We start from the raw sequence: 23,125 nt of genomic DNA, 5'->3' as shown, positions 1-23,125 counted from the left end.
TGACATGTTAAGCGATCCATCTCCCTGCCCGTACTGCGGCAAATACCTGGGCGAAATTTTTTCCGCCGCCACGCCTGAACATGTGGAAGAGATCGCCAACGCCAAAACCTGCAAGGTCTTCCGTAAAGGGCAAGACATTTTCCAGGAAGGCGCACATCCTTACGGCATCTGGTTCGTTAATTCCGGGAAAGTGAAGTTGTCGCACAGCGGCGACGAAGGGCGCGAGCAGATCATCCGCCTCGTGAAGCCCGGCGACCTGATCGGATATAAGGCGCTCATTAGCAACGAGCCATACACCGCAACCGCAACCGTGCTGGAAGACAGTGCGGTTTGTTTCATCCCCCGCGAAGTATTCCTCGGCCTGTTGCAAAAAGATCCCACCCTTGCATTGCGCATGATGCAGATCCTGTCGAGTGAGCTGAGAAGGGCGGAACAGAAGATCACGCACCTGGCGCAGAAGCCTGTCCGCGAGCGCCTCGCCGAAACGTTGCTTACCCTCAAGGAAACTTATGGTCTGGAAGCAGATGAGGAAACGATCAACGTGATGCTTTCCCGGGAGGAGATCGCCAACCTGGTGGGAACGGCGACGGAGTCGGCCATCCGGTTGTTGTCGGAATTCAGGAAAGAGAAAGTGATTGATCTCTTCGGCAAAAAAATCCGCATTCTCCGCCTGCAGCAACTTATCAAAATGGCGAATCTGCAGGATTAAGCCATTTAAAAGCCAAATCCGAACGGAAAACCGTTTGGCCGGCTAACTACCCTCCCCCGACAGATACGCGAAATTCAACGCCTTGCATAACGATGCAGCACGATGCGCGCGAGATGATGAGTATGTTGAAACGTAGTGTTGGAAAGGGTTTGGGCTGGAATTAAAAAAGTCTGACTGCGAGAACAATCAGACTTTCTTAGTATGTGAATGGGTTAGTAAGTACAGGGAAATAAATTTCCCTACACAATATTAAAAAGAATTTCATCACAAAAGAAAAATTTTGCAAGAAATTTTATTCACAAGCAGAAAAAAATTGTGGATAACGCCCCCTAACTTTGCTTCGATTTAACGATGTACATATGAAGTTTGACACACCGATACCGGTTAAGGAAATAGCAGCGCTCACCGGCGCAACGCTGAAAGGCAACGAATCGCTGATGGCGACGGGCATCAACGAGATTCACAAGGTGACGCCCGGCGACATCTCGTTCGTTGATTTCGAGAAGTATTACAACGCCTGCCTGAACTCGGCGGCTACCATCATCATCATCAACAAGGATGTGGAAGTGCCCCCCGGCAAAGCAATCCTCGTTACCGATGATCCGTTCTCCGCTTACGTGGGTTTGGTGAAACGCTTCCGCCCCTATGAATCGCAGAACAAGGCGGTGAGCGACAGCGCGGTGATCGGCGAAGGCACCGTTATTTCCCACGGCGCCGTTGTAGGTCATCACGTTACCATCGGCCGCAACTGCATCATCCATCCCAACGTCGTGATCTACGATCATACCGAGATCGGCGACAACGTTATCATCCACTCCGGCTCCGTGATCGGCGCGGATGCCTTTTACTTCAAAAAACGGGCAAACCGCGAAGTGATGTGGGACAAGCTCGAAAGCTGCGGCCGCGTCATCATCGAAAGCGACGTGGAAATCGGCGCGCTCTGCACCATCGACAAAGGCGTGAGCGGCGATACCATCATCGGGCGCGGCACCAAATTCGATAACATGATCCACATCGGCCACGGCACCGTGATCGGCCGCAACTGCCTCTTCGCCGCACAGGTGGGCGTAGGCGGGAAAGCCATTATCGAAGACAACGTTATCCTCTGGGGACAGGTAGGCGTGAACAAAGACCTCACCATCGGCAAAGGCGCCGTTGTTTTTGCTGGCAGCGGCGTGAAGGATTCCATCGAAGGCGGAAAGAATTACTTCGGCTCACCCGTGGAAGAAGCGCGCACCAAAATGAAAGAACTCGCCTGGATCAAAAGGATCCCCGAGATGTGGAACAAAATCAAAGGTTAATTTACAAGTCATGATAAAATCCCTTTCCGGGTTCGCTGCAGCCTGCCTCCTCGTGGCCGGTTGCGGCGTTTCGAAGAACGCTACCCAAACCGGGCTCTATACCGCCGCCAACGAAATCACCGTGAAAACCGACGACGGATGGTTTTCCGCCAAAACGATCTCACTCGGCGACTACACCACCACTTCCCGCACCAACGGCATCCCTTCCGGCGCGCCCGCGAAGCAATGGAAGAATGTATCCGACGCGTTTAACTTCACCGTGAAAAACGGCGGTTCCCAACTGCCCGTGGTGGTACTCAGCACACCGCGCATTACTTTCTCCGCGCGTACCTTTCCCGGATGGTTCCCCGTGATGGGGAACGATGCGCCGCTCTGGTATGTCCACGCCGGCGCTACCGCCGCGGATCCGCTTAAAAGCTGGGAAATGATCGTGAAAAGAAACATCGCGTTCCTGGAACTGAACGACAATAAAGTCATCGGCATCCTCCGTTCCAATACCGACGAACTGAAGGTAACGGCGCACAACCGCTACGGCGCGGTGAACAGCGCGGACAGGATTTGTTATGAATTCCAGCTGAAGGGTATCCCTGTGGCCGCAGTGCTCACTGGGAAAGACCAGCGCGCCTGGCTGCAAAAAGAACTTGACCCCGCCACGCGCGAAACGTTGGCGGCAGTGATGCTCGGCCTGTTGTTCAGACCGCAGTAAACGATGGGATTCAGGAAGCGCTTTGCTGTTGTTCGCTGAGGAAGTTGCGCGATATTTCGCCGATGGTATCGGCGAGCGGGCGGAACCGGAAACCGGGGAGCGCTTCCAGGATCTTGCCGTTGTTGTAGTAGACTTTCAGCTGTGCGGTGCGGGCCGTTTCGCGGGTGAGCAATGGGCGCTTGCCCGTTATCATGCCGCGGATTTTTTCTATCCGCCATACGATAGCCGCCATCCAGGGTTTGGCGGCGATGTGCGGGGGCTTCTTGCCGAGGTGGCGGGCCATTTCGTTGAACAGCTGGCGATAGGGCCAGTTGTCGCCGTTGAGGATAAAGCGCTCTGCCGAAACGGGGCTTTCCATCAGCCGGATCATCGCTTCCACCACATCTTCCACATCCACGAACCCGTTGACGCCTTCAGTGTAATACGGAAACTCTTTCCAGGCATTCTTCAGCAGCATCCCCGACCCATCGTGCCAGAATCCGCTGCCGAGGATAATGGAGGGATTCACGATCACGGCGTTGAGCCCTTCGGCGACGCCGCGCCAGATTTCCATCTCGCTTAAATGTTTGCTGACGGCATATTGGCTGTTGTTATTACTTTCTTCCCAGGTTGATTTCTCGGAAAGATGATCGTTTTGTTTCGCGCGGCCCAGCGCGGCAACGGAGCTCACGTGCACCAGCTTGCGAATGCCCGCGTCGATCGCCATGTTCACGACGTTGGCGGTGCCTTCGATGTTGATCTTCATCATGGCGTCGCGCGTGTCGGGCTGGAACGAAACAACGGCTGCGCAGTGGTACACTTCGCTCACACCGGTGAACGCTTCTTCGAGGGAAACGACGTCAAGCACGTCGCCCTGCACCCATTCGATCTTGTCGGCCACGTCCTGCACCTGGGCGGGTATGCGGCTGCGATAGAGGGCGCGCACCGGCTTGCCGGCCTTCACCAGCGCCCGCAGCAGATAACTACCCAAAAAACCCGTTCCGCCTGTGACAAGGATCATTGCTAATGAATTGAGATGAAGCCACAAATGTAAATCAATACTTGTAAAAACCTTTGCCGGTTTTGCGGCCCAGATCTCCTTTTTCCACCAGCGCTGCCTGCATGGCGCCGGGCCGGAAACGGGGGGCCTGATCGAAGGCTTCGTAGAGTGAGCGCGTAACGGCGTAGTTCACGTCGTTGCCGATGAGGTCCATCAGCGCGAAGGCCCCCATGCGAAAGCCTGCGGATTCCAGCAGGCGGTCGATCACGGCGGGGTCCGCCACGCCGGAAGCCGCGATCTCCATGGCTTCGAGATAATAATGCCGGGCCACGCGGTTCACGATGAAACCGGGCGCGTCTTTCACATGCACGGGCGTTTTGCCCATGTGCTGCACCACGGCGTACAGCAGTTGCGTAACGCTTTCCGCGGTTTGCGCGCCGCTCACCACTTCCACCAGCGTCATGAGATGCGCGGGGTTGAAGAAATGCATGCCGCCCACCCTTTCAGGATGTGGAATTCCGGCCGCGATGGCGGTAACGGACAACGAAGAAGTATTGGTAGCAAAGATGGTAGTCGCGGGATTGTATTGCGCCAGCTCGCTGAAGAGTGCCGTTTTCACGGGGATTTTTTCCACGATGGCCTCGATCACGAGGCCGGCTTTGCAATCGGACACCTGGTGGCAGGGTTGCAGCCGTTGCAGGGTGGCTTCGCGGTCTTCCGGGCTTATCTTGCCTTTCTCTACCGCCTTGTCGAGGTTTTTACGGATCATAACGATGCCGGCTGCCACGGCTTCGGGCCTTACGTCGAACAGCAGGGTAGGAAATCCCGCGGCGGCGGAAACCTGGGCGATACCGGCGCCCATGGTGCCGGCGCCGCAAACGGCGATCTGTCGGATGTCGGAAACGGATGTTAACATAAGGAAGATCGTTTTGGCGGAGCGTAGTGGGAAAAGAAAAACGGCCGTCCTGGTGAGGACGGCCGTGCGTTATATTTTATCGTGCGCCCTGGAACTGTTTCAGGAAGCGCTGATCGTTTTCGGAGAAAAGGCGAAGATCTTTGATCTGGTACTTCAGCATCGTGAGCCTTTCGATGCCCATGCCGAATGCGAAGCCGGTGTATTTCGAAGCATCGATGCCGCAGTTTTCGAGTACCTGTGGGTGTACCATACCGCAACCAAGGATTTCCACCCAGCCGCTGTGTTTGCACACGTTGCAGCCTTCACCGCCGCAGATGAGGCAGGAGATGTCCATTTCCGCGCTGGGCTCTGTGAACGGGAAGTAGGAAGGGCGGAAGCGGATTTTGAAGTTTTCGCCGAAGAACTCCTGCACGAAGTAGTATAGCGTTTGTTTCAGGTCGGCGAACGAAACGTTTTCCGCCACGTACAGTCCTTCGATCTGATGGAAGAAGCAGTGGGCGCGGGCGCTGATGGTTTCGTTACGGTATACGCGGCCCGGGCAGATGATGCGGATGGGGAGCTTGCCTTCTTCCATCACCCGGACCTGCACGGAAGAGGTGTGGGTGCGCAGCAGCCAGTCGGGGTTGTTGTGCACATAGAAGGTGTCCTGCATATCGCGGGCAGGGTGATTTTCGTCGAGGTTGAGGGCGGTGAAGTTGTGCCAGTCGTTTTCGATTTCCGGACCTTCCGCAATTGTAAAGCCCAGCCGTTCGAAGATACGGATGGCTTTGTTGCGGACGATGCTGATGGGATGGCGGGTACCCAGGCGATGGGGCTCGCCGGGGAGCGTGAGGTCGAGCTGGTCGGCCACATTGCCGCCCGCGTCTTTCAGGTGTTCGAATTCGGCGTATTTTTCTTCAGCCGCCAACTTGAAAGCATTCAAGACCTGCCCGAATTCCTTTTTCTGATCGTTCGGAACATTTTTCATTTCCCCGAAAAGGGCCTTTACGATCCCTTTGGTGCCGAGGAATTTGATGCGGTATTGCTCCAGCTGTTCCGCGTTTTCGGGGCGGAAAGCCGCAATTTCCTGTTTATAAGCTTCTATTTGCTGCACGATTGGCTCCATAGCCGACAAAGATAACGAACGCCGGACAAAAATTACCTGCCGGATTTTATGGAATCCGGGGCCGGGCGCATCTTCTTTTCAAATCGTCCCCGTTATGCAAATACATATTCCCGTGATCCTGGCCGGCATGTGCATCGCATGCGCCCCGGCCTCCCCATCGGAAGATAACCTCGCCGCGCTATCCCGCGACACAAAAATGCGCGAAGTGCGCGTAGCGCAGGTGTCGTCGGCATCCGCTTACCAGGAAAAGAAAACAGCTCCGCTTCCACCCAAATCCGCAACGGAAACCGAGCGCGACAGGCTGGACGGGAAAACGCCGGCGCCTTCCGCAAATCAACAGAAAAAACAACCCATCCGGAAAGTGAAAGTGAACGAAAAGACCGGGGAAGTGCGGTTGTACGATGCCAATAACAAAGACATCACCCGTACGGTATCTCCCAGGACAAATAAAGTGAAAGTGGTAACGGAGCCCTCCGGCAAATGGAAACTGCTGGATGAAAACGGGAAACAAGTGATCGAGGGCCCTGGCGCCCCGCCGCCCCCTCCTCCTCCTCCCCCGCAACCGAATACGAAGAAGGTGAATGCCTGAGGCATCACCTCGCGAGATATCATCCCTTTACAATCCCTGCCCCCGTCCTGCCCGCAGTAGCCGCCATCGCTACGGGTGGGATGGTGAGGCGGGGCATCTTTTAACAGCATTTACGGCGCCCGCCATCGCCGGCAGGCCGGATCGCTCCGGCCTTTTTTGACGGGTCAGGATGTCAACTAATCCCAGGATTTATTCTTAAACCGGTAAACTTTTTTTAGGACGGGTCAGTCACGGGGCCGATTCTTCTGTCATCCTTCTACCATCCTTCTACCATCCTTCACCTAAACACCCTCAAACCTAAGCCCCTGCTGAACACGCTTATAGGATCACTGAAGGATGGCAGGAGGGTGTCAGTAGGTTTTGCAAAACGGTTGTTCCGGTAAAGTGATGAACATCATCGCTTTACAAGAACTCTTGTAGAAAATAGCATGCTATTTGACGCAGCATTCCTGCTTAACATAATGCGGAAATGTTCTGGTTATTCGAACACTACGGTCTTATTCCGGTACACGAACACCCGGTCACTGAACACCAGCTGCAGGGCGCGCGCCAGCACGGAGGTTTCGATTTCCTTCCCGGCCTTCATCATGTCGGTTGCGGTATAAGTGTGGTTGACGGGGATTACCTGTTGGGCGATGATCGGCCCCTCGTCGAGTTCGTTGGTCACGAAATGGGAGGTCGCCCCGATCAGCTTCACGCCCCGCTCGAACGCCTGGCGGTACGGGTGCCCGCCCGCGAACGCCGGCAGGAAGGAATGGTGGATATTGATGATCCGCTCCGGGTATGCCGCCACGAAATCCGGGCTGAGGATGCGCATGAACTTGGCCAGCACAATGTAATCCGGCCCGTTTTCCTCAATCAGCTCCCGGATCCGCCCCTCGAAATAAAATTTATCGCCTTCCTCATGGGAAACGAGGTGGAAAGGAATGTTGAAGCGTTTGCAGATATTCTCCAGGTGAGGGTGGTTGCCGATCACGCATTGCACCGTGGCGCCCAGGGTGTTGAACTGGTTGCGGACGAGGATATCCGCCAGGCAATGGTACTCGCGCGTTACCAGCACCACGATCTTTTTGTCGGGCCGCGGGTTGATGCTCACCAGCGCATCGGGTGGGAGTACTTCCCGGATGGCGGTCTCCAGGGCAATGGGTTCCGTTTCGTTGTCCGCCGCTATCCGCATGAAAAAACGATTGTCGGATTTGTCCACGAATTCGCGGAGCGAAACAATATTCAGCCCCGACTTTGCGAGGATTGCAGACACATCCGCCACCAGGCCAACCCGGTCCACCGATTGAATGAGAATGATCATAGTCCGCCTAAATTAATCATTCGTCCCGCTTGTTCATAGCGCCGCACCGATTTTCACCCAAATCGATACTTTTTTGATAATGAACTGTTTAAATATATGCTTATCAACTTGATAAGGATATGAAGCCCTGCTCATGGGTGGGCGTTTTCACCGGCAAGGAGTTACATTTCCCAGGGTTTTTTGATCATTCCCACCCGTATCCGCCCCATCCTTCCCCGGTAAATTTACCCTCAGCAACCGGACGTATGTAGTCAACCAGCAACGATCATCATTCCACATAAGACAGGGGACAAATCTAATCGCAGTCAACCAAGGCATTCGCTTTTTAGCCGCTACTCTGAAATCGATTGTAATGCAGGGACGACTTCACCAGCATCCGCGCAATTTTAATCCAAGGCAAGAACATTTAACAATGGTAAACATGAAAAGCATTACGTTATGCTGCCTGGCAGGTATGGGCCTGTGCTCTGCCGCCTATGCCTATGATGGCGGGAGAACGGACACGATCTTTCCGCCGGCCGGCGTCATCCATCGCGACACGGCCGACGTTTTGCTCCGGCAGACGGCCACGCTTTCGGGGTATTCCGTTCCTGGTTCCGTGTTGAGCCAGGCGCCGGTGGCAGACGTCACCAATAGTCTTTCCGGCCGTTTTCCCGGACTGTATCTCCTCCAGAGCACCGGCCAGCCGGGCTTCGACGCGGGGATTTTCAGCCTGCGGGGCCAATCGCCCACTATCCTCGTCAACGGCGTGCCGCGGAACTACACCGACATCGACATGAACGACATCGAGTCGGTAACGGTGTTGAAAGACGCGGCGGCCACGGCGCTCTACGGCGCCCGCGCGCAGGGGGATTACTGCTCATCAAGACAAAACGCGGGGTGAACGCTCCCCCGGTGGTTTCATTCACCTCCCAGTACGGCGTGCAGGAGCCCACGCGCCTGCCGAACGTCCTCAACGCCTACGATTATGCTACGCTTTATAATGAAGCCCTGCGCAACGATGGCAGGGCGCCGCTTTACTCGGATACCGAGCTGGAGGCTTACCGCACCCACAGCGATCCGTTCCGCTACCCGGACGTGAACTGGTACGACCAGGCGGTAAAGCGCTCGACCCCGTTCGCCCGCTTCAACCTCAACATGCACGGCGGCACGCAGAAAGCATCATATTTTGCTTCGCTGAGTTACCTCGACCAGGCAGGGATTTTCAAAACCGACGGGTCCAACACCTACAACACCAACGCGAATTTCAGGCGCTTCAACCTCACCGCCGGCCTCGACATCCAACTCGACCGCGACACGGAAGTAGGGCTGAACGTGCTCGGCAACCTCGGCAACACCCAGGAGCCCGGCGCATTAACGAGCATGCTGTTTTCCAACATGGCCGGCACACCACCCAACGCCTACCCGATCTTCAACCCCGACGGTTCGCTCGGCGGCAACAGCGATTACCGGAATAACATCTTCGCGCAACTGAACCGCTCGGGTTACCGCACCGGCAGCACCCGCAACATCGCGGTCGACGGCCGCGTGAAAAGGTATCTGCCCTTCATAACCAAAGGGTTGTATGCCGCGGCGAACGTATCCTTCTTTTCTTCCTATTACGAGAACGTGAACTTCAGCAAAAATTTTCCCGTTTTTAAAATGGATATCGGCAGCGCGGGAGATACCACTTACCAGAAGTTCGGCGACATCTCCGCGCAACAGAAGAACCCGGACGTGACCCTCGTGAACCGCCAGTTCTTCACGCAGTTCATGTTGGGGTACGACAAGACCGTGGGGCATCACAACATCTCCGGCCTGGTGCTCGCTCACCGCGACCAGGTGACCAACGGCATGGAGCTGCCTTCAGAGATGTGGCAATTTGGCGCGCGCGGCGATTATAACTGGAAAGAACAGATCTACGTGCAACTGAATGCCATGTGGGCCAGTTACAATTACCTCCCTGCCGTTACGCGCCGCGTTTTCCTGCCTTCGGCTTCAATTGCCTGGGATGTGATGAAATCGCGATGGGCAGAAAACGGATCGGTGCTCTCACAACTGAAGCCGCGCGTTTCTTATGGCCTGACGGCGAATGCAAACGCGGGATATTTTGCCTACAACCAGTCGTATGTGACGACCGGCGGCTACACGTTCGGTAATTCGCCCGTGGGTTCCGGCGGCGTAACGGAAGGTTCGCTGGCGAATCCCCGCCGCGATTGGGAGATTGGCAGGAAGTTGAATGTGGGGATAGATGGAAGCTTTTTTAATGATCATTTGCAGGTGGGCGGCGATTATTTCGTGCACCGCTTCGTGGACCTGATCCAGTTGCCGGGTACAAGCTCGGGCATGCTGGGCAATACCTGGCCGCCGATGAACCTCGGCCGCAACGAGTACCGCGGATTCGAAGTGTACGCCGGATACCGCAACAAAGTGGGTGCGCTCCATTATAATATTATCGCTAACCTCTACTCCGAACAATCGAAAGTCCTGTTCCAGGACGAGATCGCCCGGCCGCATGCCTGGCTCGAGCGCACCGGCAAGCCCGTGAACGCGATGTTCGGGTACGAGGCGACCGGTTTCATGACGGAAAAAGACATCACGGATAAGACACCTTCCGTAACTGGTTATACACCCGTTCCCGGTGATCTCAAATTCAAGGATCAAAATAACGACGGGCTGATCGATGCCGACGACCAGGTGCAGATCGACCGGTTGAAGCCGGTATATTATTATGGCGTTACACTTGGGCTTGCGTGGAAAGGTTTCGACCTGAACGCCGTGTTGTACGGCACGCAAAACCGCACGCTCAACATGGGGCGCGGCACTTACTGGGAATTCCAGGGACTTGGCTCGCCTGTCTTCGGTCACCACTTCACCCGCTGGACGCCCGCAACCGCCGCAACAGCCGATTATCCCCGTCTTTCCGCCGGCGCCAATCCCAACAATCACACCGCATCTTCTTTCTGGATCAAAAACGGCGATTACATCCGCCTGAAGAACCTCCAGTTCGGATACACCTTCACGCAATCCTGGTTGCAATCCGTGAAGCTGAAGGAAGTACGCCTCTTCGTGACCGGTTACAACCTGCTCACGTCCACGAAGCTGAAAGATTTCGATCCGGAATCGTACGGGATGGGCTATCCCAACATGCGGGTGTTCAATGCCGGTCTCAACATCAAATTCTAACCGCCAAAGCCAACAATCATGATGAAAAGGAACAGTCAATATATATGGATGGGCCTGGCCTGTGTGGCGCTGGGCTTTTCTTCCTGCCAGAAATCGCTGGAAGACGGTCCGCTGGAACTGCTCACGGAAGATTACATTTTCGACCGTACCGACCCCCTCGGCCAGCGCGCTTCTTCTTACCTTTCAGACCTTTACTCCTATCTCCCCAACGGCTACAACCGCATCGGCGGCGATGTGCTGGATGCGGGATCGGATGACGCCATGTCTTCCGAAACGAACGCCTCCGTCGAGTTCTTCAAAACGGGGCGGCTCACCAATAACAACAACCCGGACGACGTCTGGTCGCGCCAATACGGTGTTATCCGTAAAGTGAATATTTTCCTCGCCAACATCGACGTGGTGCCCGTTGCGGATTCGCTGAACCGGTACTGGAAAGCGGAAGCGCGTTTCCACCGCGCGATGAGTTACTTCGAGCTGTATAAAAGATATGGCGGCGCGGTATTGCTGGGCGACCGTGTTTTGCAAACCACGGATAACTTCAATCTTGCGCGCAACCCCGCCGAAGAAGTGGCGGATTACATCGTGAAAGAATGCGACGCCATCAAAGATTTGGTGCGGCCGCAGCTGTATTATGAAGTGGACCTGGGGCGTATCACCAAAGCGGCGGTGCTTTCGCTCAAAGCGCGGACGTTGTTGTATGCCGCGAGCCCGTTCATGAACGCTTCCGCCACTACGGCGCAATGGCAGGCTGCCGCGGATGCGGCGGAACAGGTGCTCGCCATGCCGTTTCATAAGCTGGAAGGATCTTTCGGTAACGTGTTCCTCACGCGCAACAGCGCGGAGATCATCCTGGCGTACCAGCAGGCGGCCAACTCCAACGTGGAGCGCCAGAACGAACCGATCGGTTACCAGCGCGGCGGCCGGGGGATTACCAGCCCCTCCCAGGAACTGGCGGACGCCTTCCCGATGAAAAACGGTTTGCCTATTACGGACCCGGCTTCCACATACGATGCTACCAATCCATACGCCAACCGCGACCCGCGTTTCTACCTCACGGTTTTCCACAACGGGATGAACTGGCTGGGGCGGCCTATCGAAACTTTCGAAGGCGGCCGCGATAAACCGGGCACGGGCATCACGGCCACGCGCACCGGGTATTACATGCGGAAATTCATGACGTTGGCCGGGAGCGCGTCCGCTTATTCCAACGCCAACCACAACTTCCCCATTTTCCGTTACGGGCAGGTGATGCTCGACTGCGCGGAAGCGCTGAACGAGGCCCAGGGCCCCGTTGCCAGGGTAACGCAGCTGCTCGGAGATATCCGCAAGCGCGCGGGAATCGAAGCGGGCGCCAACGGGAAATACGGCATCCCCGATATCACCGACAAAACCGTCATGCGCGCGTTTATCCGTAACGAACGGAGGATCGAAATGGCTTTTGAAGAACAGCGTTTCTGGGACATCCGCCGGTGGAAGATCGCGGAGCAGGTGCTGAACGGACCGTTGCACGGGATGAAGATCACCAAAGCCGCCGATGGCTCGCTCACGTACGAGCGTGTACCCGTCCAAACCGCGTCGTTCGACGCGGACAGGATGTACCGCTATCCCCTGCCGCTGTCGGAAGTACAGAAAACGCCCGCACTCGGACAAAATCCCAACTGGTAATCCACCTAAATTTCGAATGTTATGAAGCGGATCGCTTTAATCATATGTATCCTTTCCATCTGCAGCGCGCGGCTGCTCGCGCAAAGCGGAAAAGTACTGAAAGGAACCGTTGTCAACACCAACAACGAACCGGTGGTAAACGCCACCATCCAGGAAAAAGACACGCAGAACGGAACGGTGACCGACATCACCGGCAAGTTCGAATTGCGGCTGAAAAGCAACGGCGGCATCCTGCTCGTGTCGCACATGAGTTATCTTTCCAACCAGGTGAAAGTGCCTTCCGGCGATGTGCTCAACATCCGCATGGAATCGCGCTCGATCGATATGAACGAAGCCGTGGTAGTGGGTTACGGAAGGCAGTCGAAAAAGAACATGACTTCTTCCGTTTCCAGCGTGAAAGGCACCGAACTGAGCAAAAGCTCGTCGCCCACACTCGGGAACGCGCTCACGGGAAGGCTTTCCGGCGTAACCGTATTGCAAACCAGCGGCCAGCCCGGCGCCGACCTCGGCAACATGTACGTGCGCGGCCAGGGCAGCTTCAACGGCAACAACCGCCCGATGGTGATCATGGATGATATCGAAGTGGGATTTGATGTATTGGGAACGATGGACGTGAACGAAGTGGAATCCATTTCCGTGTTGAAAGATGCGGCATCTACCGCCGTGTACGGCATCAAGGGTGCGAACGGCGTTATCCTCATTACTACAAAACGCGGTAAAGCCGGCCCTCCGAAAGTGAACTTCCTCACGGAGCACGGGACGCTATCGCCCACGGCGCTGCCGAAATTCCTCAACTCCTACGAATCCGCCCTGCTCCGCCGAGAAGCATGGGTAAACGAAGGCAAAGACCCCGCCACCCAGGAGCCCGGCTATCTTTCCGACGAAGCGCTGGAAGCATACCGCACCGGCTCCGATCCGTACCTGTACCCCAGCGTAAACTGGTACGACGAAGTGCTGAAGAAAAGTTCCTATCAAAACCGCAACAAAGTCGATATCTCCGGCGGCACCGAAAGGGTGAAATACTTTACTTCTTTCGGGTACGATTACCAGAACGGCATTTTTAAAGAATTCAGCAAATCGCAGGGATACAATTCGAACTACTACCTGAAACGCTACTCCTTCCGCTCCAACCTCGACCTCAGCCTGACCCAAACCACCCTCGTAAAAGTGAGCGCATCCGGCAACTTCAACGAAGTGAATAGTCCGAACGGCACGAGTGATCTGTATTCCGCCATCAGCGCATTCCAGAACCTCCCGCCCTACGCTTTTCCCATCTTCAACAGGAACGGAACGCTGGGCGCGGGCGGCTCCACGATCTTCCGGAACCCGGTGGGCCTGCTGACCTACATGGGTTACAACCGGGAGTATACGAACAAGCTGTATACGAACCTGAGCGTGAACCAGGACCTGGCTTTCATCACACCGGGATTATCAGCCCGCTTCCTGCTGGGTTACAACAACAATAACCGCCACAACCGCAACCTCACGCGCAGTAACTTCCCTTCATACCGTTATGATGCCGTGAATGATTTGTACGAGCCGCGCGACCAGGGCGTTACCAAGCTCGATCCGCCTTCCCGGGGCGGCTCCCTCGGCCACGTGAACCACGATTTCACCAATATCTTGCAGATCGATTATGCCCGCAACTTCGGCAAACACGGTCTTAACCTCATGGCGCTCCTCAATTCCGCCAGCCACCATCGCGGCACTAACAGCACAGGCGGCGACGAAAAAGTAATTTATGCGGAAAGAGGAATCACCGGTAAAGCAGCCTATAACTTCCATCACAAATACCTCTTCGAAGTGAGCGGCGCCTACAACGGGTCCGACCGCTTCAAGGGCAAACAGCGTTACGCCTGGTTCCCCGCCGCTTCCGCCGGTTGGAACATCAGCGACGAAAACTTCATGAAGAACCGCCTGAAGTTCATCACGGGCCTCAAGCTGAGAGGTTCGATCGGTCTCACCGGCATCGACGACGTGGGCACCAACAGCTACGTGTACGAACAGGTGTACCAGAACAACGGCAACGTATACTTCGGAGAAGTAGCCACGGGCGCGCCAGGTATCATGGAAGGTACGCTGGGCAACGATAACGTGACCTGGGAGAAAGACCGCAAATGGAACATCGGGATGGACGCTTCGTTGTTCGACGGCAGACTGGGCATTACCCTTGAATACTTCGACCGCTTCCGTTACGACATCCTCACCACCCGTTCCGTGCCCACCATCGTAGGCGTAGGCCTGCCGCCGGTGAACCTCGGCAAGGTGCAAACGCGCGGTGTGGAGCTGGAGCTGAGCTTCAACGACCGCAAAGGCGATTGGGGATATGGCGTGAACGGAATCTTCTCGTTCCAGCGCGGAAAAGTAATCGAGCGCGACGAGCCCGAACCCCGCTACCCGCACCTGCGCCGTACCGGCCGCCCCATCGACCAGCCGTTTGGCTACATCTGGGAAGGCTTCTACCAGGACCAGGCCGATATCGACAACAGCGCAAACCCCGCGGGCACCCTTATCCCCGGTTCCCTCAAGTACAAAGACGTGAACGGCGACGGCAAGATCGACAACAACGACCAGGTGCCCATCGGTTACAGCCGTGTTCCCCAGATCCAATATGGCGTTACGCTGTCGCTCAGCTGGAAGCAGTTCGACCTCTCCTGCCTGCTGCAGGGCGCCGCGTTGTTCAGCGTATCGTACGGCGGGCAGTCGGCCGCGCCTTTCAATTCCAACCTGCTGCCCATCCACCAGGAGCGCTGGACGCCAGGCAAGGGCAACGATGCGCAGTTCTATTCGCTGTCGGCCACACTGGGGCAAAGCAATCAGTCGGCCTCCACATTCTGGCAGCGCCGCGGCGATTACCTGCGTGTGAAAAACGTGGAGCTGGCTTACAGGCTGCCGCGGTCTTTCGCGCAGAAATTGCGGCTCGAAGGCGCGCGGATTTACGCCAACACCTACAACCTGTATACCTGGTCAAAGATGCAGAATTTCTATGCGCAATGGGACCCGGAACGGCCCGACGGCAACGCGAATTATCCGTTGCAGCGCATCATCAACGCAGGTGTTCAAATCAATTTTTAACGTGAAATGCTGACAATTATGTTGTTTCGAAAATATGCACTCTTCGCCGCCGCGCTGATCGTTGCCGCAGCGGGTTGTAAGAAATCGTCCGACTTCCTGGACGCCAAGCTGCCGAGCGATCTCAACGAAGAAACCGTGTTCAGCGACAGCGCCCGCACCATGAATTTCCTCAACAGGGTTTACACCCAGGTGCAGCACAGCTCCCTGCCGGTTAACTACATGGGCGTACCCACGGACGTGTGTACAGATAACGGAGAAGTATCCTACACCGGCGCCACGCAGCCCGGCGTATATTACAATAACGGGTCATTCACGCCGGCGAACTGTCCGTTCAACGGCATGTGGAACGATTGCTACGCCAATATCCGCCGCGCCAACCGCTACCTGTCGAAAGTGGGTGTAACGCCGCTGAGCGAGGGGCTGAAAAGCCGCACCACCGGAGAAGCCAAGTTCCTGCGTACCTGGTATTACTTCCTGCTCTGGCGTACGTATGGCGGCGTGCCGATCGTACCGTTATTGCAGATCACGGACGAGCTCAACCTGCCCCGCAATTCTTACCAGGAAACGGTGGACTACATGGTGAAAGAGCTCGACGAAGCCGCGGTGCTCCTGCCGCAGGATCATGAAGCGCAGGACTACGGTCGCGCTACGAAAGGCGCATGCCTCGCCCTCAAGGCGCGCATCCTGTTGTACGCCGCCAGTCCGCTCTACAACGGCGGCGGCCTCACGGAGCTGCAAGGCTTCGATGCGGCGAAGCAGTATGTGCAGGCGGATGCGGACCCTAACCGCTGGACGCTGGCGAAAAACGCCGCACTCGCAGTGATCAGCATGAACAAATACGGTTTGTATACAGATGACCAGCAACCGGGATATGGTTATTACAAAACTTTCCTGACACGTGTCAACAACGAAATGATCTTCTGCTTCATGAACACGCCCGGCCGCACGCTGGAATACCTGTTCCTGCCGAAGTCGCGCGCGCCGCAAAGCAACGTGTCTTACGTTTTTCCGACGCAAACGATGGTGGATGCGTTTCCCATGGCCAACGGACTTCCCATCACCGATCCGGCATCCGGCTACGATCCGCTGCATCCGTATGTGGGAAGAGAGCCCCGGTTCAAATATTCCATCCTCACCAACGGCACCGTCTGGCGTAATAACAGCGGCACCTATTCCGCCATCAACACGTATTTCATGGCGCCCAACGACGGAATGGGCTCCGATCCCAATGGCTACGCCACCCGCTTCGGCACCTACGTCCGCAAGATGCTGGACGAAAACGTGACCGGCAGCCAGGGCAGCACCGAGCATAACTATCCGCTCATCCGCTATGCCGAAATCCTCCTCAACCTGGCGGAAGCGGAAAATGAAATTGGCGGTCCTTCCGAGGCGGTATTCGAACCCCTCCGCGACATCCGCCGCCGCGCCGGCATCCAGCCCGGAGCGGATAACAATTTCGGCATTCCGGTGAATGCGGATAAAAACGCCATGCGCACCTTCATCCTCAACGAACGCCGCATCGAGCTGTGCTTCGAAGGACATCGCTTCTGGGATAACCGCCGGACCAAAACCGCGGCGCAGACAGATGGCAGTCCGGAAGGGAAGCCGTTCTACGGCACTAAAATCACCGGTACCGAAGGCAACTGGGTGTATGAAACGATCGAAGTGGAGAAGCGCTTCTTCCGCCCGGAAATGTACTACGTGCCCATTCCGCAGGGCCAGATGAACGTGGAGCCGAACCTGGTGCAGAACCCGGGTTGGTTCTAGCATCGATAGAAAGTAATCATACATCGATGAATAGACAACGTGTAATGATAACAATGCTCATGGGTTTCGCACCCATGGGCATTGTTGCGCAGCAGCTCCCCGTATTGCCGGCGAAACAGGAAGTGCGTGCCGACTGGATGCCGGCTTCCGGCCAGTATCCGGCGGGTATTTACCGTTCGGTTCCGGGAAAAGATATTGTGTTGACGAACGGCCTCGTTACCCGGACGTTCAGGGTTGGAGCGGGCTGCGCCACGGTGAGCCTGGAGAACGGGATGACAGGGCAGCAGGAATTGCGGGCCGTGCGGCCGGAAGCGGAGCTGCATGTTTGGGCGGGAATCAGGAAATAGCAGATTATTTTCTCTTAACGCATACGTGCGGATCCCCCGGGGCCTTTCGGCTCCGGGGTTTTATTTTCTGCCCGAATGTCCTACTTTCGTAAGCATTGCGTTTGGGGACATGGGAGCAAATTCAACCTACACAGACAGTGAACTGCTGACACTTTTGAGGGCCGGAGACCGCCAGGCCTTCGAAGAAATCTATCGCCGCCACTGGAAAAACATGTACAGGACCGCCTATCTGGTGCTGCACGACGATGCCGCCAGCACAGACATCGTGCAGGATATTTTCGTTTGGTGCTGGGAGAAGCGCGCCATTATGCAGGTGGCATCGCTGGGCGGATACCTATCGATGGCCGTGCGTTACAAAGTCGCCAATTACATCCGCCGCGAAAAGGTGCGGGCAGGATTCTTTGCCGAAGCCGAAAAACTCCGGCTGCCCGAGGGCGCGCATGAATTTACCCTGGAACTGAAGGAGTTGCGGTCCATCATTGCGCAATTCACCGAGGAATTGCCGGGCCGCTGCCGCGATATATTTTACCTGAGCCGTTTCGAATATCTCTCCAATAAAGAAATTGCCGCCCGCCTGGGCATTTCTGAAAAAACCGTCGAGAACCAGCTTACCATCGCCCTGAAACGGTTACGGATGCGTTTGGGTAGCTTTTCCGCCTGGATGGTACTTTTCCTGTAAAAATTTTTTTCTCCGCTTTTGGGGGATGCGGCTTCGCCGGGTGCCTAACGTATAAGGACTTACTATGCACAAGGACGAACTGATAGCACTTTCAGCCAAAATTACCGATGGTACCGCCACGGACGAGGAGATCGTCCGGTTCAACGCGTATTACGATGCCCTGCTGGCCACCGGCGGAGACGTGCCGGGATATCCGGACGAGGAGGCCTTGTTACAGGGGATCCGCGGGAGAACAAAGCCCGCCGGCACGATACGCCTCACCTGGATAAAAGCTGCCGCAGCTGCGGCCGTATTGTTCGGCATCGTCACCGGCGCCTGGATGGTTACCCGGAAGGATGCGCCCTCCATTGCGGAAACGCACCAGCAGCAACCCGACGTGAAGCCGGGAACAAACAGCGCCTTCCTCACGCTCGCCGACGGCCGCCGCATTTCGCTGGACGACGTGCAGCCCGGCGATGTAGCCAGCCAGGGAAATATCAAAATCACCAAAACAGATAAAGGGGAAGTAGTGTATGAAGCGCAGCCTTCGGCGGATGATGCCGGAAAAGCCGCTTCCTGGAACGAGCTGTCGACCCCGCGCGGCGGGCAATTCAGGCTGCTGTTGCCGGATGGTACGAAGGTGTGGCTGAATGCCGCCTCGTCGCTGCGGTTCCCGGCCACGTTCACGGAGCGCGAACGGTTGGTGGTGCTTTCGGGAGAAGGGTATTTTGAAGTGGCGACCGACAAAAAGAAGCCTTTCGTGGTGCAGTCGGCCTCCCAGCGCGTGAAAGTCCTCGGTACGCATTTCAACATCCAGGCTTACACCGAAGAGCCCCTGGCCAAAACTTCCCTGCTGGAAGGCAGCGTGGAAGTAACCGCGGGCGCGGTTTCCACGAAGCTTTCGCCCGGCGAGCAAAGCCGGTACAATAGCAAAACCATGCGCATAGAAGCAGGACCGGCCGACGTTTCCGCCGCCGCCGCATGGAAAAACGGCTACTTTGTTTTCAATGATACTTACCTGTCGGACGTTATCCGGCAGCTGTCGAGGTGGTATGATGTGCAGGCAGATTTTTCGAGCCTTCCGCCCATCCGCTACACCGGAACCATTCCACGGACCGTTCCGCTTTCTTCCGCGCTCAAGATGCTGGAGATTACCGGCAACGTTCAATTTGAAGTCAACCAAAACACCATTTATGCCAGGTAAATAAATATAGTCGCCTATGTAGAAAAACGAATCGACCAAAATGCAAGACCGGCCACGTTGCAGCGTAGCCGGCCGGTGCCAGGTAATATCGTCGTTACCAAATTCACGTTCAGTAAAAACGCTTTCCATCACCTAACAAATCAAATGTATGAATTTAAACATGCATTACGGGGGATTATTATGCCTTCCCGCGAAGCGGCCCCCGTTTTTTTTACGTCAACCAAAACTGATGCTGGTTATGAAACTGACCATCCTGATGCTAACGGTGGTCCTGATGCAGGTTTCGAACGCTGCTTTTTCTCAAAAGATCACCATACGGGCCGAGCAGGTGCCGCTGAAGTCGGTGCTCGCCTCCATCCGGCAACAGTCCGGATACCAGATGTTGTATAGCAACGAAGCGTTGGAGAAAGCCGCCGCAGTGACCATCCACCTGAAGAACGCCACGCTGGAACATGCACTGGCGCAGATTTTCAGTACGCAGCCGCTAACCTACCGCGTTGAGGGCGGGATGATCCTCATCAGCCTCAAACCGCAGGTCTCTGCTATGATCCCCATGCTGCCGCAAGCCAAAGAGGTGACGGCGGCGGGAATAGTGGTAGCTGCAAACGGAGATCCCGTTCCGGGCGCATCCATCCAGGAACGCGGAACAGGCAATGGAACGGTTACCGACGGAACGGGCCGTTTCTCCCTCCGCGTGAAAAGCGATACGGCCACGCTGATCGTTCGCTCGATGGGCTTTACCACGCAGGAAGTGAAAGTGAAGGCCGGCGAAATGCGGATCGTGATGCAAGACGACCAGGCGGCGCTCAGTGAAGTGGTGGTGGTAGGGTTTGGTACGCAGAAGAAAGCCAACCTCACCGGCGCCGTGAGCTCCGTGAATATGGACGAAGTGTTGGGCAACCGGCCGGTAAGCGGAACGGCGCAGGCTTTGCAGGGCGCGGTGCCAGGTTTGCAGATCACCTTCGGATCCGGCCAGCCGGGATCGGGGGCTACCGTCAACCTCCGCGGCTACGCCTCCATCAACGGCGGCGGCCCGCTCGTGCTGGTCGACAACGTGCCTATGGCGCTGGACGACATCAACCCGCGCGATATCGAAAACATCACCGTGCTGAAAGATGCGGCGGCGTCTTCCATCTACGGCGCCCGCGCGGCTTACGGCGTAATTCTCATCACCACAAAGAAAGGCAAGCGCAATTCGCCCACGCGTTTCAATTATTACAACAACTTTACCTGGAGCAAGCCCGCTTCGCTGCCCGAAAAGGCGAATCCCATGGAAATGGTGCAGGCGCTGAAGGATTTCGGGAATACCAGCTACTGGAGCGGCCAGGATGTGGATAAATGGATCGGTTTCCTGCAGGAGTACCAGCAAGACCCGGGGAAATTCCCGAACGGGGAAGCCATGCTCAACGGCTTGCATTATCCGCTGGCAGAACAAGACCTGTACGGGGAACTTTTTAACGGCGGGATGGAGCAACAGCATAACTTCTCGTTCGCGGGAGGCTCCGAAAAATCCACTTACCGCGTATCCGGCGGATATTCCGGGGAAGACGGGATCATGACCTCCGCCAACGACAAGCTCAACCGCTACAACTTCAACGCCAGCCTTAATACCGACCTTACCCCGAATCTCCGTTCCACGGTGAGCATGTTCTACCGCAACGATCACCGCCGGACGCCATCAGCGCTGAACGATTTGTTCTACAACGCCATCACCCTCGCCTCGTTCGTGCCCATCGGGGAATCCACCGCCGCCAACGGGCGGACGTTGCCGTACAGTACGCCCAACAATGTCGCGAGGATCGAAGCTGCGAATGTGGCGAAGAATGAGAATATCCGTTTATTCGGGAAGGTGGAATATACGCCGCTGAAAAATTTCCGGGTGGACGCGGAATACACTTTCTTCAAGAACACTGATAACGCATACAATACCCGCCTGGTGAATGATTACATCGATCCCAGCACCTACGACGTGAAATCCTTCTTTACGCAATCGCGGTATACGCGCGGCCTCGTGCAAAGGAACCACCACGCTTTTAACCTTTACGCTACCTACAACAAAGAACTTCAGGGCGGGCATAACCTGAAAGTCATCGGCGGTACCAACATGGAAATCGAGAAAGGCGACGACCTCAGCACGTACCGCGAAAGCCAGTTGTCCGCCAACATCCCCACGCTCACCGCATCCACCGGACCGGCCGTTTCCTCCGACCTGTACCCGCAGTATGCCGTGCTGGGGTATTTCGGGCGTATCAACTACGATTACAAAGGCAAATACCTGCTGGAAGTGAATGGGCGGTACGACGGTTCTTCCAAATTTCCGCCGGGCGACCGTTTCGGCTTTTTCCCTTCCGTTTCCGCGGGATGGAATGTGATGGAAGAAAAGTTCATGGGCTTTGCGAAGCAAGCCGTGCAGCAGCTGAAGTTCCGCGCTTCGTTCGGCGAAATAGGCAACCAGGCCACCGTCTCCGAGTTCCCCTATTTCCCGGGGATGACGCCGAGCTTGTCGGGATGGGTAGACGAGACGGGCGTGCGCGCCTCCTCGCTGTCGGCCCCCACGCTGCCCAGCGCTACCCTGACCTGGGAGCGCGTGCAGACGCTGAACGGTGGTGTGGACCTCTCGATGCTGAATAGCCGTTTAGCCGTTTCCTTCGACATCTTCAACCGCAAAACCCTCGGCATGCTGGCCCCCGGCGCGGCGTTGCCTGCCGTATTAGGGATTGCAGCTCCGCAGCAGAACGTGGCCGACCTGGCTACGAAAGGCTGGGAACTGGAAATCAGCTGGGGCGACAAAATCGGGGAGTTTACTTATGGCCTCGGCCTCAACCTGTCCGACAACCAGACGCACATCACGCGGTATCACAATCCCGGCGGTTTGCTCGGCAATTGGTATGAAGGGCAGGACGTGTTCGAGATCTGGGGATATGTGACCGATGGATTTTATACCGTTGACGATTTCGAGAAAGGCTCGCTGAACGCCAACCTGATGGGCGGCAAGTTGCTGGCGGGGATCCCCTACTTCAAAAGTACGCCGTCGAACCCGGGAGACGTGCGGTACGCCGATCTCAACGGCGACGGCATCATCTTCTCCGGCAACGGTACTTTGTCCGACCCGGGCGACAGGAAGATCATCGGTTCGAGCGCGCGCCGCTACCAGTTCGGGATGTTCGGCAATGCGTCGTTCAAAAATTTTGACATCAATTTCTTCCTGCAGGGCGTAGGCAAGCGCGACCTGTGGATGGGGAACCGTTTGTTCTGGGGGTACCAGGATCAGTTCAGCACTATCTATAAACATAACCTGGATTACTGGACGCCCGAGCGCACCAACGCCTACTATCCCCGCATGTATGCCAATGGCAGCGGTAATACCGGCACCAGCCGCAACACACAAACGGGCTACCTGCAAAACGGCGCGTATCTGCGCGTGAAGAACGTCACCCTTGCTTACAGCGTTCCCAAACATATCCTCGGTAAGGCAAAGATCGACGGGCTCCGCATTTTCGCTTCCGGCGAAAACCTGTTCCTGTTCGATCATCTGCCCAAAGGCATGGAAGGCGATGCGGTGGTTATCACCGACGGCGGCATTTATCCTTCCCTGAAGAAATACAGCATGGGCCTGAACCTTTCCTTCTGATC

General features: G+C 56.1%; 17 protein-coding genes. 13 read left to right on the top strand and 4 right to left on the bottom strand.

Annotation, left to right across the window (positions count from 1 at the left end; genetic code table 11):
* The first annotated feature begins 4 nt into the window (after positions 1 to 4).
* From WJU16_RS13050 to WJU16_RS13040, 3 genes are all read left to right on the top strand, one after another.
* Complete coding sequence (locus tag WJU16_RS13050) at positions 5 to 709, top strand: Crp/Fnr family transcriptional regulator (protein ID WP_341833939.1); 705 nt, start codon at positions 5 to 7, stop codon at positions 707 to 709.
* A 359-nt stretch (positions 710 to 1,068) separates the two neighbouring features.
* Complete coding sequence (locus WJU16_RS13045; RefSeq protein ID WP_341833938.1) at positions 1,069 to 2,010, top strand: UDP-3-O-(3-hydroxymyristoyl)glucosamine N-acyltransferase; 942 nt, start codon at positions 1,069 to 1,071, stop codon at positions 2,008 to 2,010.
* Positions 2,011 to 2,020: 10 nt separating this feature from the next.
* On the top strand, positions 2,021 to 2,716 hold the full coding sequence (locus WJU16_RS13040; protein WP_341833937.1) for a hypothetical protein: 696 nt from the start codon (positions 2,021 to 2,023) through the stop codon (positions 2,714 to 2,716).
* 10 nt (positions 2,717 to 2,726) lie between these two features.
* Here the strand turns inward: WJU16_RS13040 and WJU16_RS13035 are convergent, their stop codons facing one another.
* From WJU16_RS13035 to pheS, 3 genes are all read right to left on the bottom strand, one after another.
* Complete coding sequence (locus WJU16_RS13035) at positions 2,727 to 3,716, bottom strand: NAD-dependent epimerase/dehydratase family protein (RefSeq protein ID WP_341833936.1); 990 nt, start codon at positions 3,714 to 3,716, stop codon at positions 2,727 to 2,729.
* A gap of 34 nt (positions 3,717 to 3,750) precedes the next feature.
* Positions 3,751 to 4,611, bottom strand: coding sequence for a 3-hydroxyacyl-CoA dehydrogenase NAD-binding domain-containing protein (locus WJU16_RS13030; RefSeq protein ID WP_341833935.1), 861 nt, complete (start codon positions 4,609 to 4,611; stop codon positions 3,751 to 3,753).
* Between the two features lie 76 nt (positions 4,612 to 4,687).
* Positions 4,688 to 5,716: a phenylalanine--tRNA ligase subunit alpha gene (pheS, locus tag WJU16_RS13025; protein WP_341833934.1), complete on the bottom strand. Its 1,029-nt coding sequence runs from the start codon at positions 5,714 to 5,716 to the stop codon at positions 4,688 to 4,690.
* Positions 5,717 to 5,810: 94 nt separating this feature from the next.
* Between pheS and WJU16_RS13020 the strand changes: the two genes are divergently transcribed.
* Entirely contained in the window at positions 5,811 to 6,305 is a 495-nt protein-coding gene (locus tag WJU16_RS13020; RefSeq protein ID WP_341833933.1) for a hypothetical protein, read from the top strand.
* Positions 6,306 to 6,783: 478 nt separating this feature from the next.
* Here the strand turns inward: WJU16_RS13020 and purU are convergent, their stop codons facing one another.
* The gene (gene purU, locus WJU16_RS13015) at positions 6,784 to 7,611 is read right to left on the bottom strand and encodes a formyltetrahydrofolate deformylase (protein WP_341833932.1); all 828 of its coding nucleotides are present in this window, start codon (positions 7,609 to 7,611) and stop codon (positions 6,784 to 6,786) included.
* A gap of 421 nt (positions 7,612 to 8,032) precedes the next feature.
* Here purU and WJU16_RS13010 point away from each other — a divergent pair, with 421 nt between their 5' ends.
* The 9 genes from WJU16_RS13010 to WJU16_RS12970 all read left to right on the top strand — a co-directional run bounded on the left by WJU16_RS13010 (position 8,033) and on the right by WJU16_RS12970 (position 23,123).
* Entirely contained in the window at positions 8,033 to 8,494 is a 462-nt protein-coding gene (locus WJU16_RS13010) for a TonB-dependent receptor plug domain-containing protein (protein ID WP_341833931.1), read from the top strand.
* Positions 8,491 to 10,776, top strand: a complete 2,286-nt coding sequence (locus WJU16_RS13005; RefSeq protein ID WP_341833930.1) for a SusC/RagA family TonB-linked outer membrane protein — start codon at positions 8,491 to 8,493, stop codon at positions 10,774 to 10,776. Before WJU16_RS13010 ends, WJU16_RS13005 begins: the two co-directional genes overlap by 4 nt.
* Before the next feature lie 18 nt (positions 10,777 to 10,794).
* Complete coding sequence (locus WJU16_RS13000; RefSeq protein ID WP_341833929.1) at positions 10,795 to 12,441, top strand: RagB/SusD family nutrient uptake outer membrane protein; 1,647 nt, start codon at positions 10,795 to 10,797, stop codon at positions 12,439 to 12,441.
* Between the two features lie 21 nt (positions 12,442 to 12,462).
* Positions 12,463 to 15,516 carry a TonB-dependent receptor gene (locus WJU16_RS12995; RefSeq protein WP_341833928.1) on the top strand — a complete coding sequence of 1,018 codons (3,054 nt, stop codon included), beginning with the start codon at positions 12,463 to 12,465 and terminating at the stop codon, positions 15,514 to 15,516.
* Between the two features lie 18 nt (positions 15,517 to 15,534).
* Positions 15,535 to 17,283: a RagB/SusD family nutrient uptake outer membrane protein gene (locus WJU16_RS12990; protein WP_341833927.1), complete on the top strand. Its 1,749-nt coding sequence runs from the start codon at positions 15,535 to 15,537 to the stop codon at positions 17,281 to 17,283.
* A gap of 26 nt (positions 17,284 to 17,309) precedes the next feature.
* Positions 17,310 to 17,630 carry a hypothetical protein gene (locus WJU16_RS12985; RefSeq protein WP_341833926.1) on the top strand — a complete coding sequence of 107 codons (321 nt, stop codon included), beginning with the start codon at positions 17,310 to 17,312 and terminating at the stop codon, positions 17,628 to 17,630.
* A 109-nt stretch (positions 17,631 to 17,739) separates the two neighbouring features.
* Positions 17,740 to 18,309 carry an RNA polymerase sigma-70 factor gene (locus tag WJU16_RS12980; protein ID WP_341833925.1) on the top strand — a complete coding sequence of 190 codons (570 nt, stop codon included), beginning with the start codon at positions 17,740 to 17,742 and terminating at the stop codon, positions 18,307 to 18,309.
* 64 nt (positions 18,310 to 18,373) lie between these two features.
* Complete coding sequence (locus WJU16_RS12975; RefSeq protein WP_341833924.1) at positions 18,374 to 19,492, top strand: FecR domain-containing protein; 1,119 nt, start codon at positions 18,374 to 18,376, stop codon at positions 19,490 to 19,492.
* 238 nt (positions 19,493 to 19,730) lie between these two features.
* The gene (locus WJU16_RS12970) at positions 19,731 to 23,123 is read left to right on the top strand and encodes a TonB-dependent receptor (protein WP_341833923.1); all 3,393 of its coding nucleotides are present in this window, start codon (positions 19,731 to 19,733) and stop codon (positions 23,121 to 23,123) included.
* The last annotated feature ends 2 nt before the right edge of the window (positions 23,124 to 23,125 follow it).

Source organism: Chitinophaga pollutisoli (assembly GCF_038396755.1).
Classification (GTDB): Bacteria; Bacteroidota; Bacteroidia; order Chitinophagales; family Chitinophagaceae; genus Chitinophaga; species Chitinophaga pollutisoli.
The sequence above is the reverse complement of the archived record's forward strand: the minus strand, read 5'-3'. Positions and strand labels throughout refer to the sequence as shown.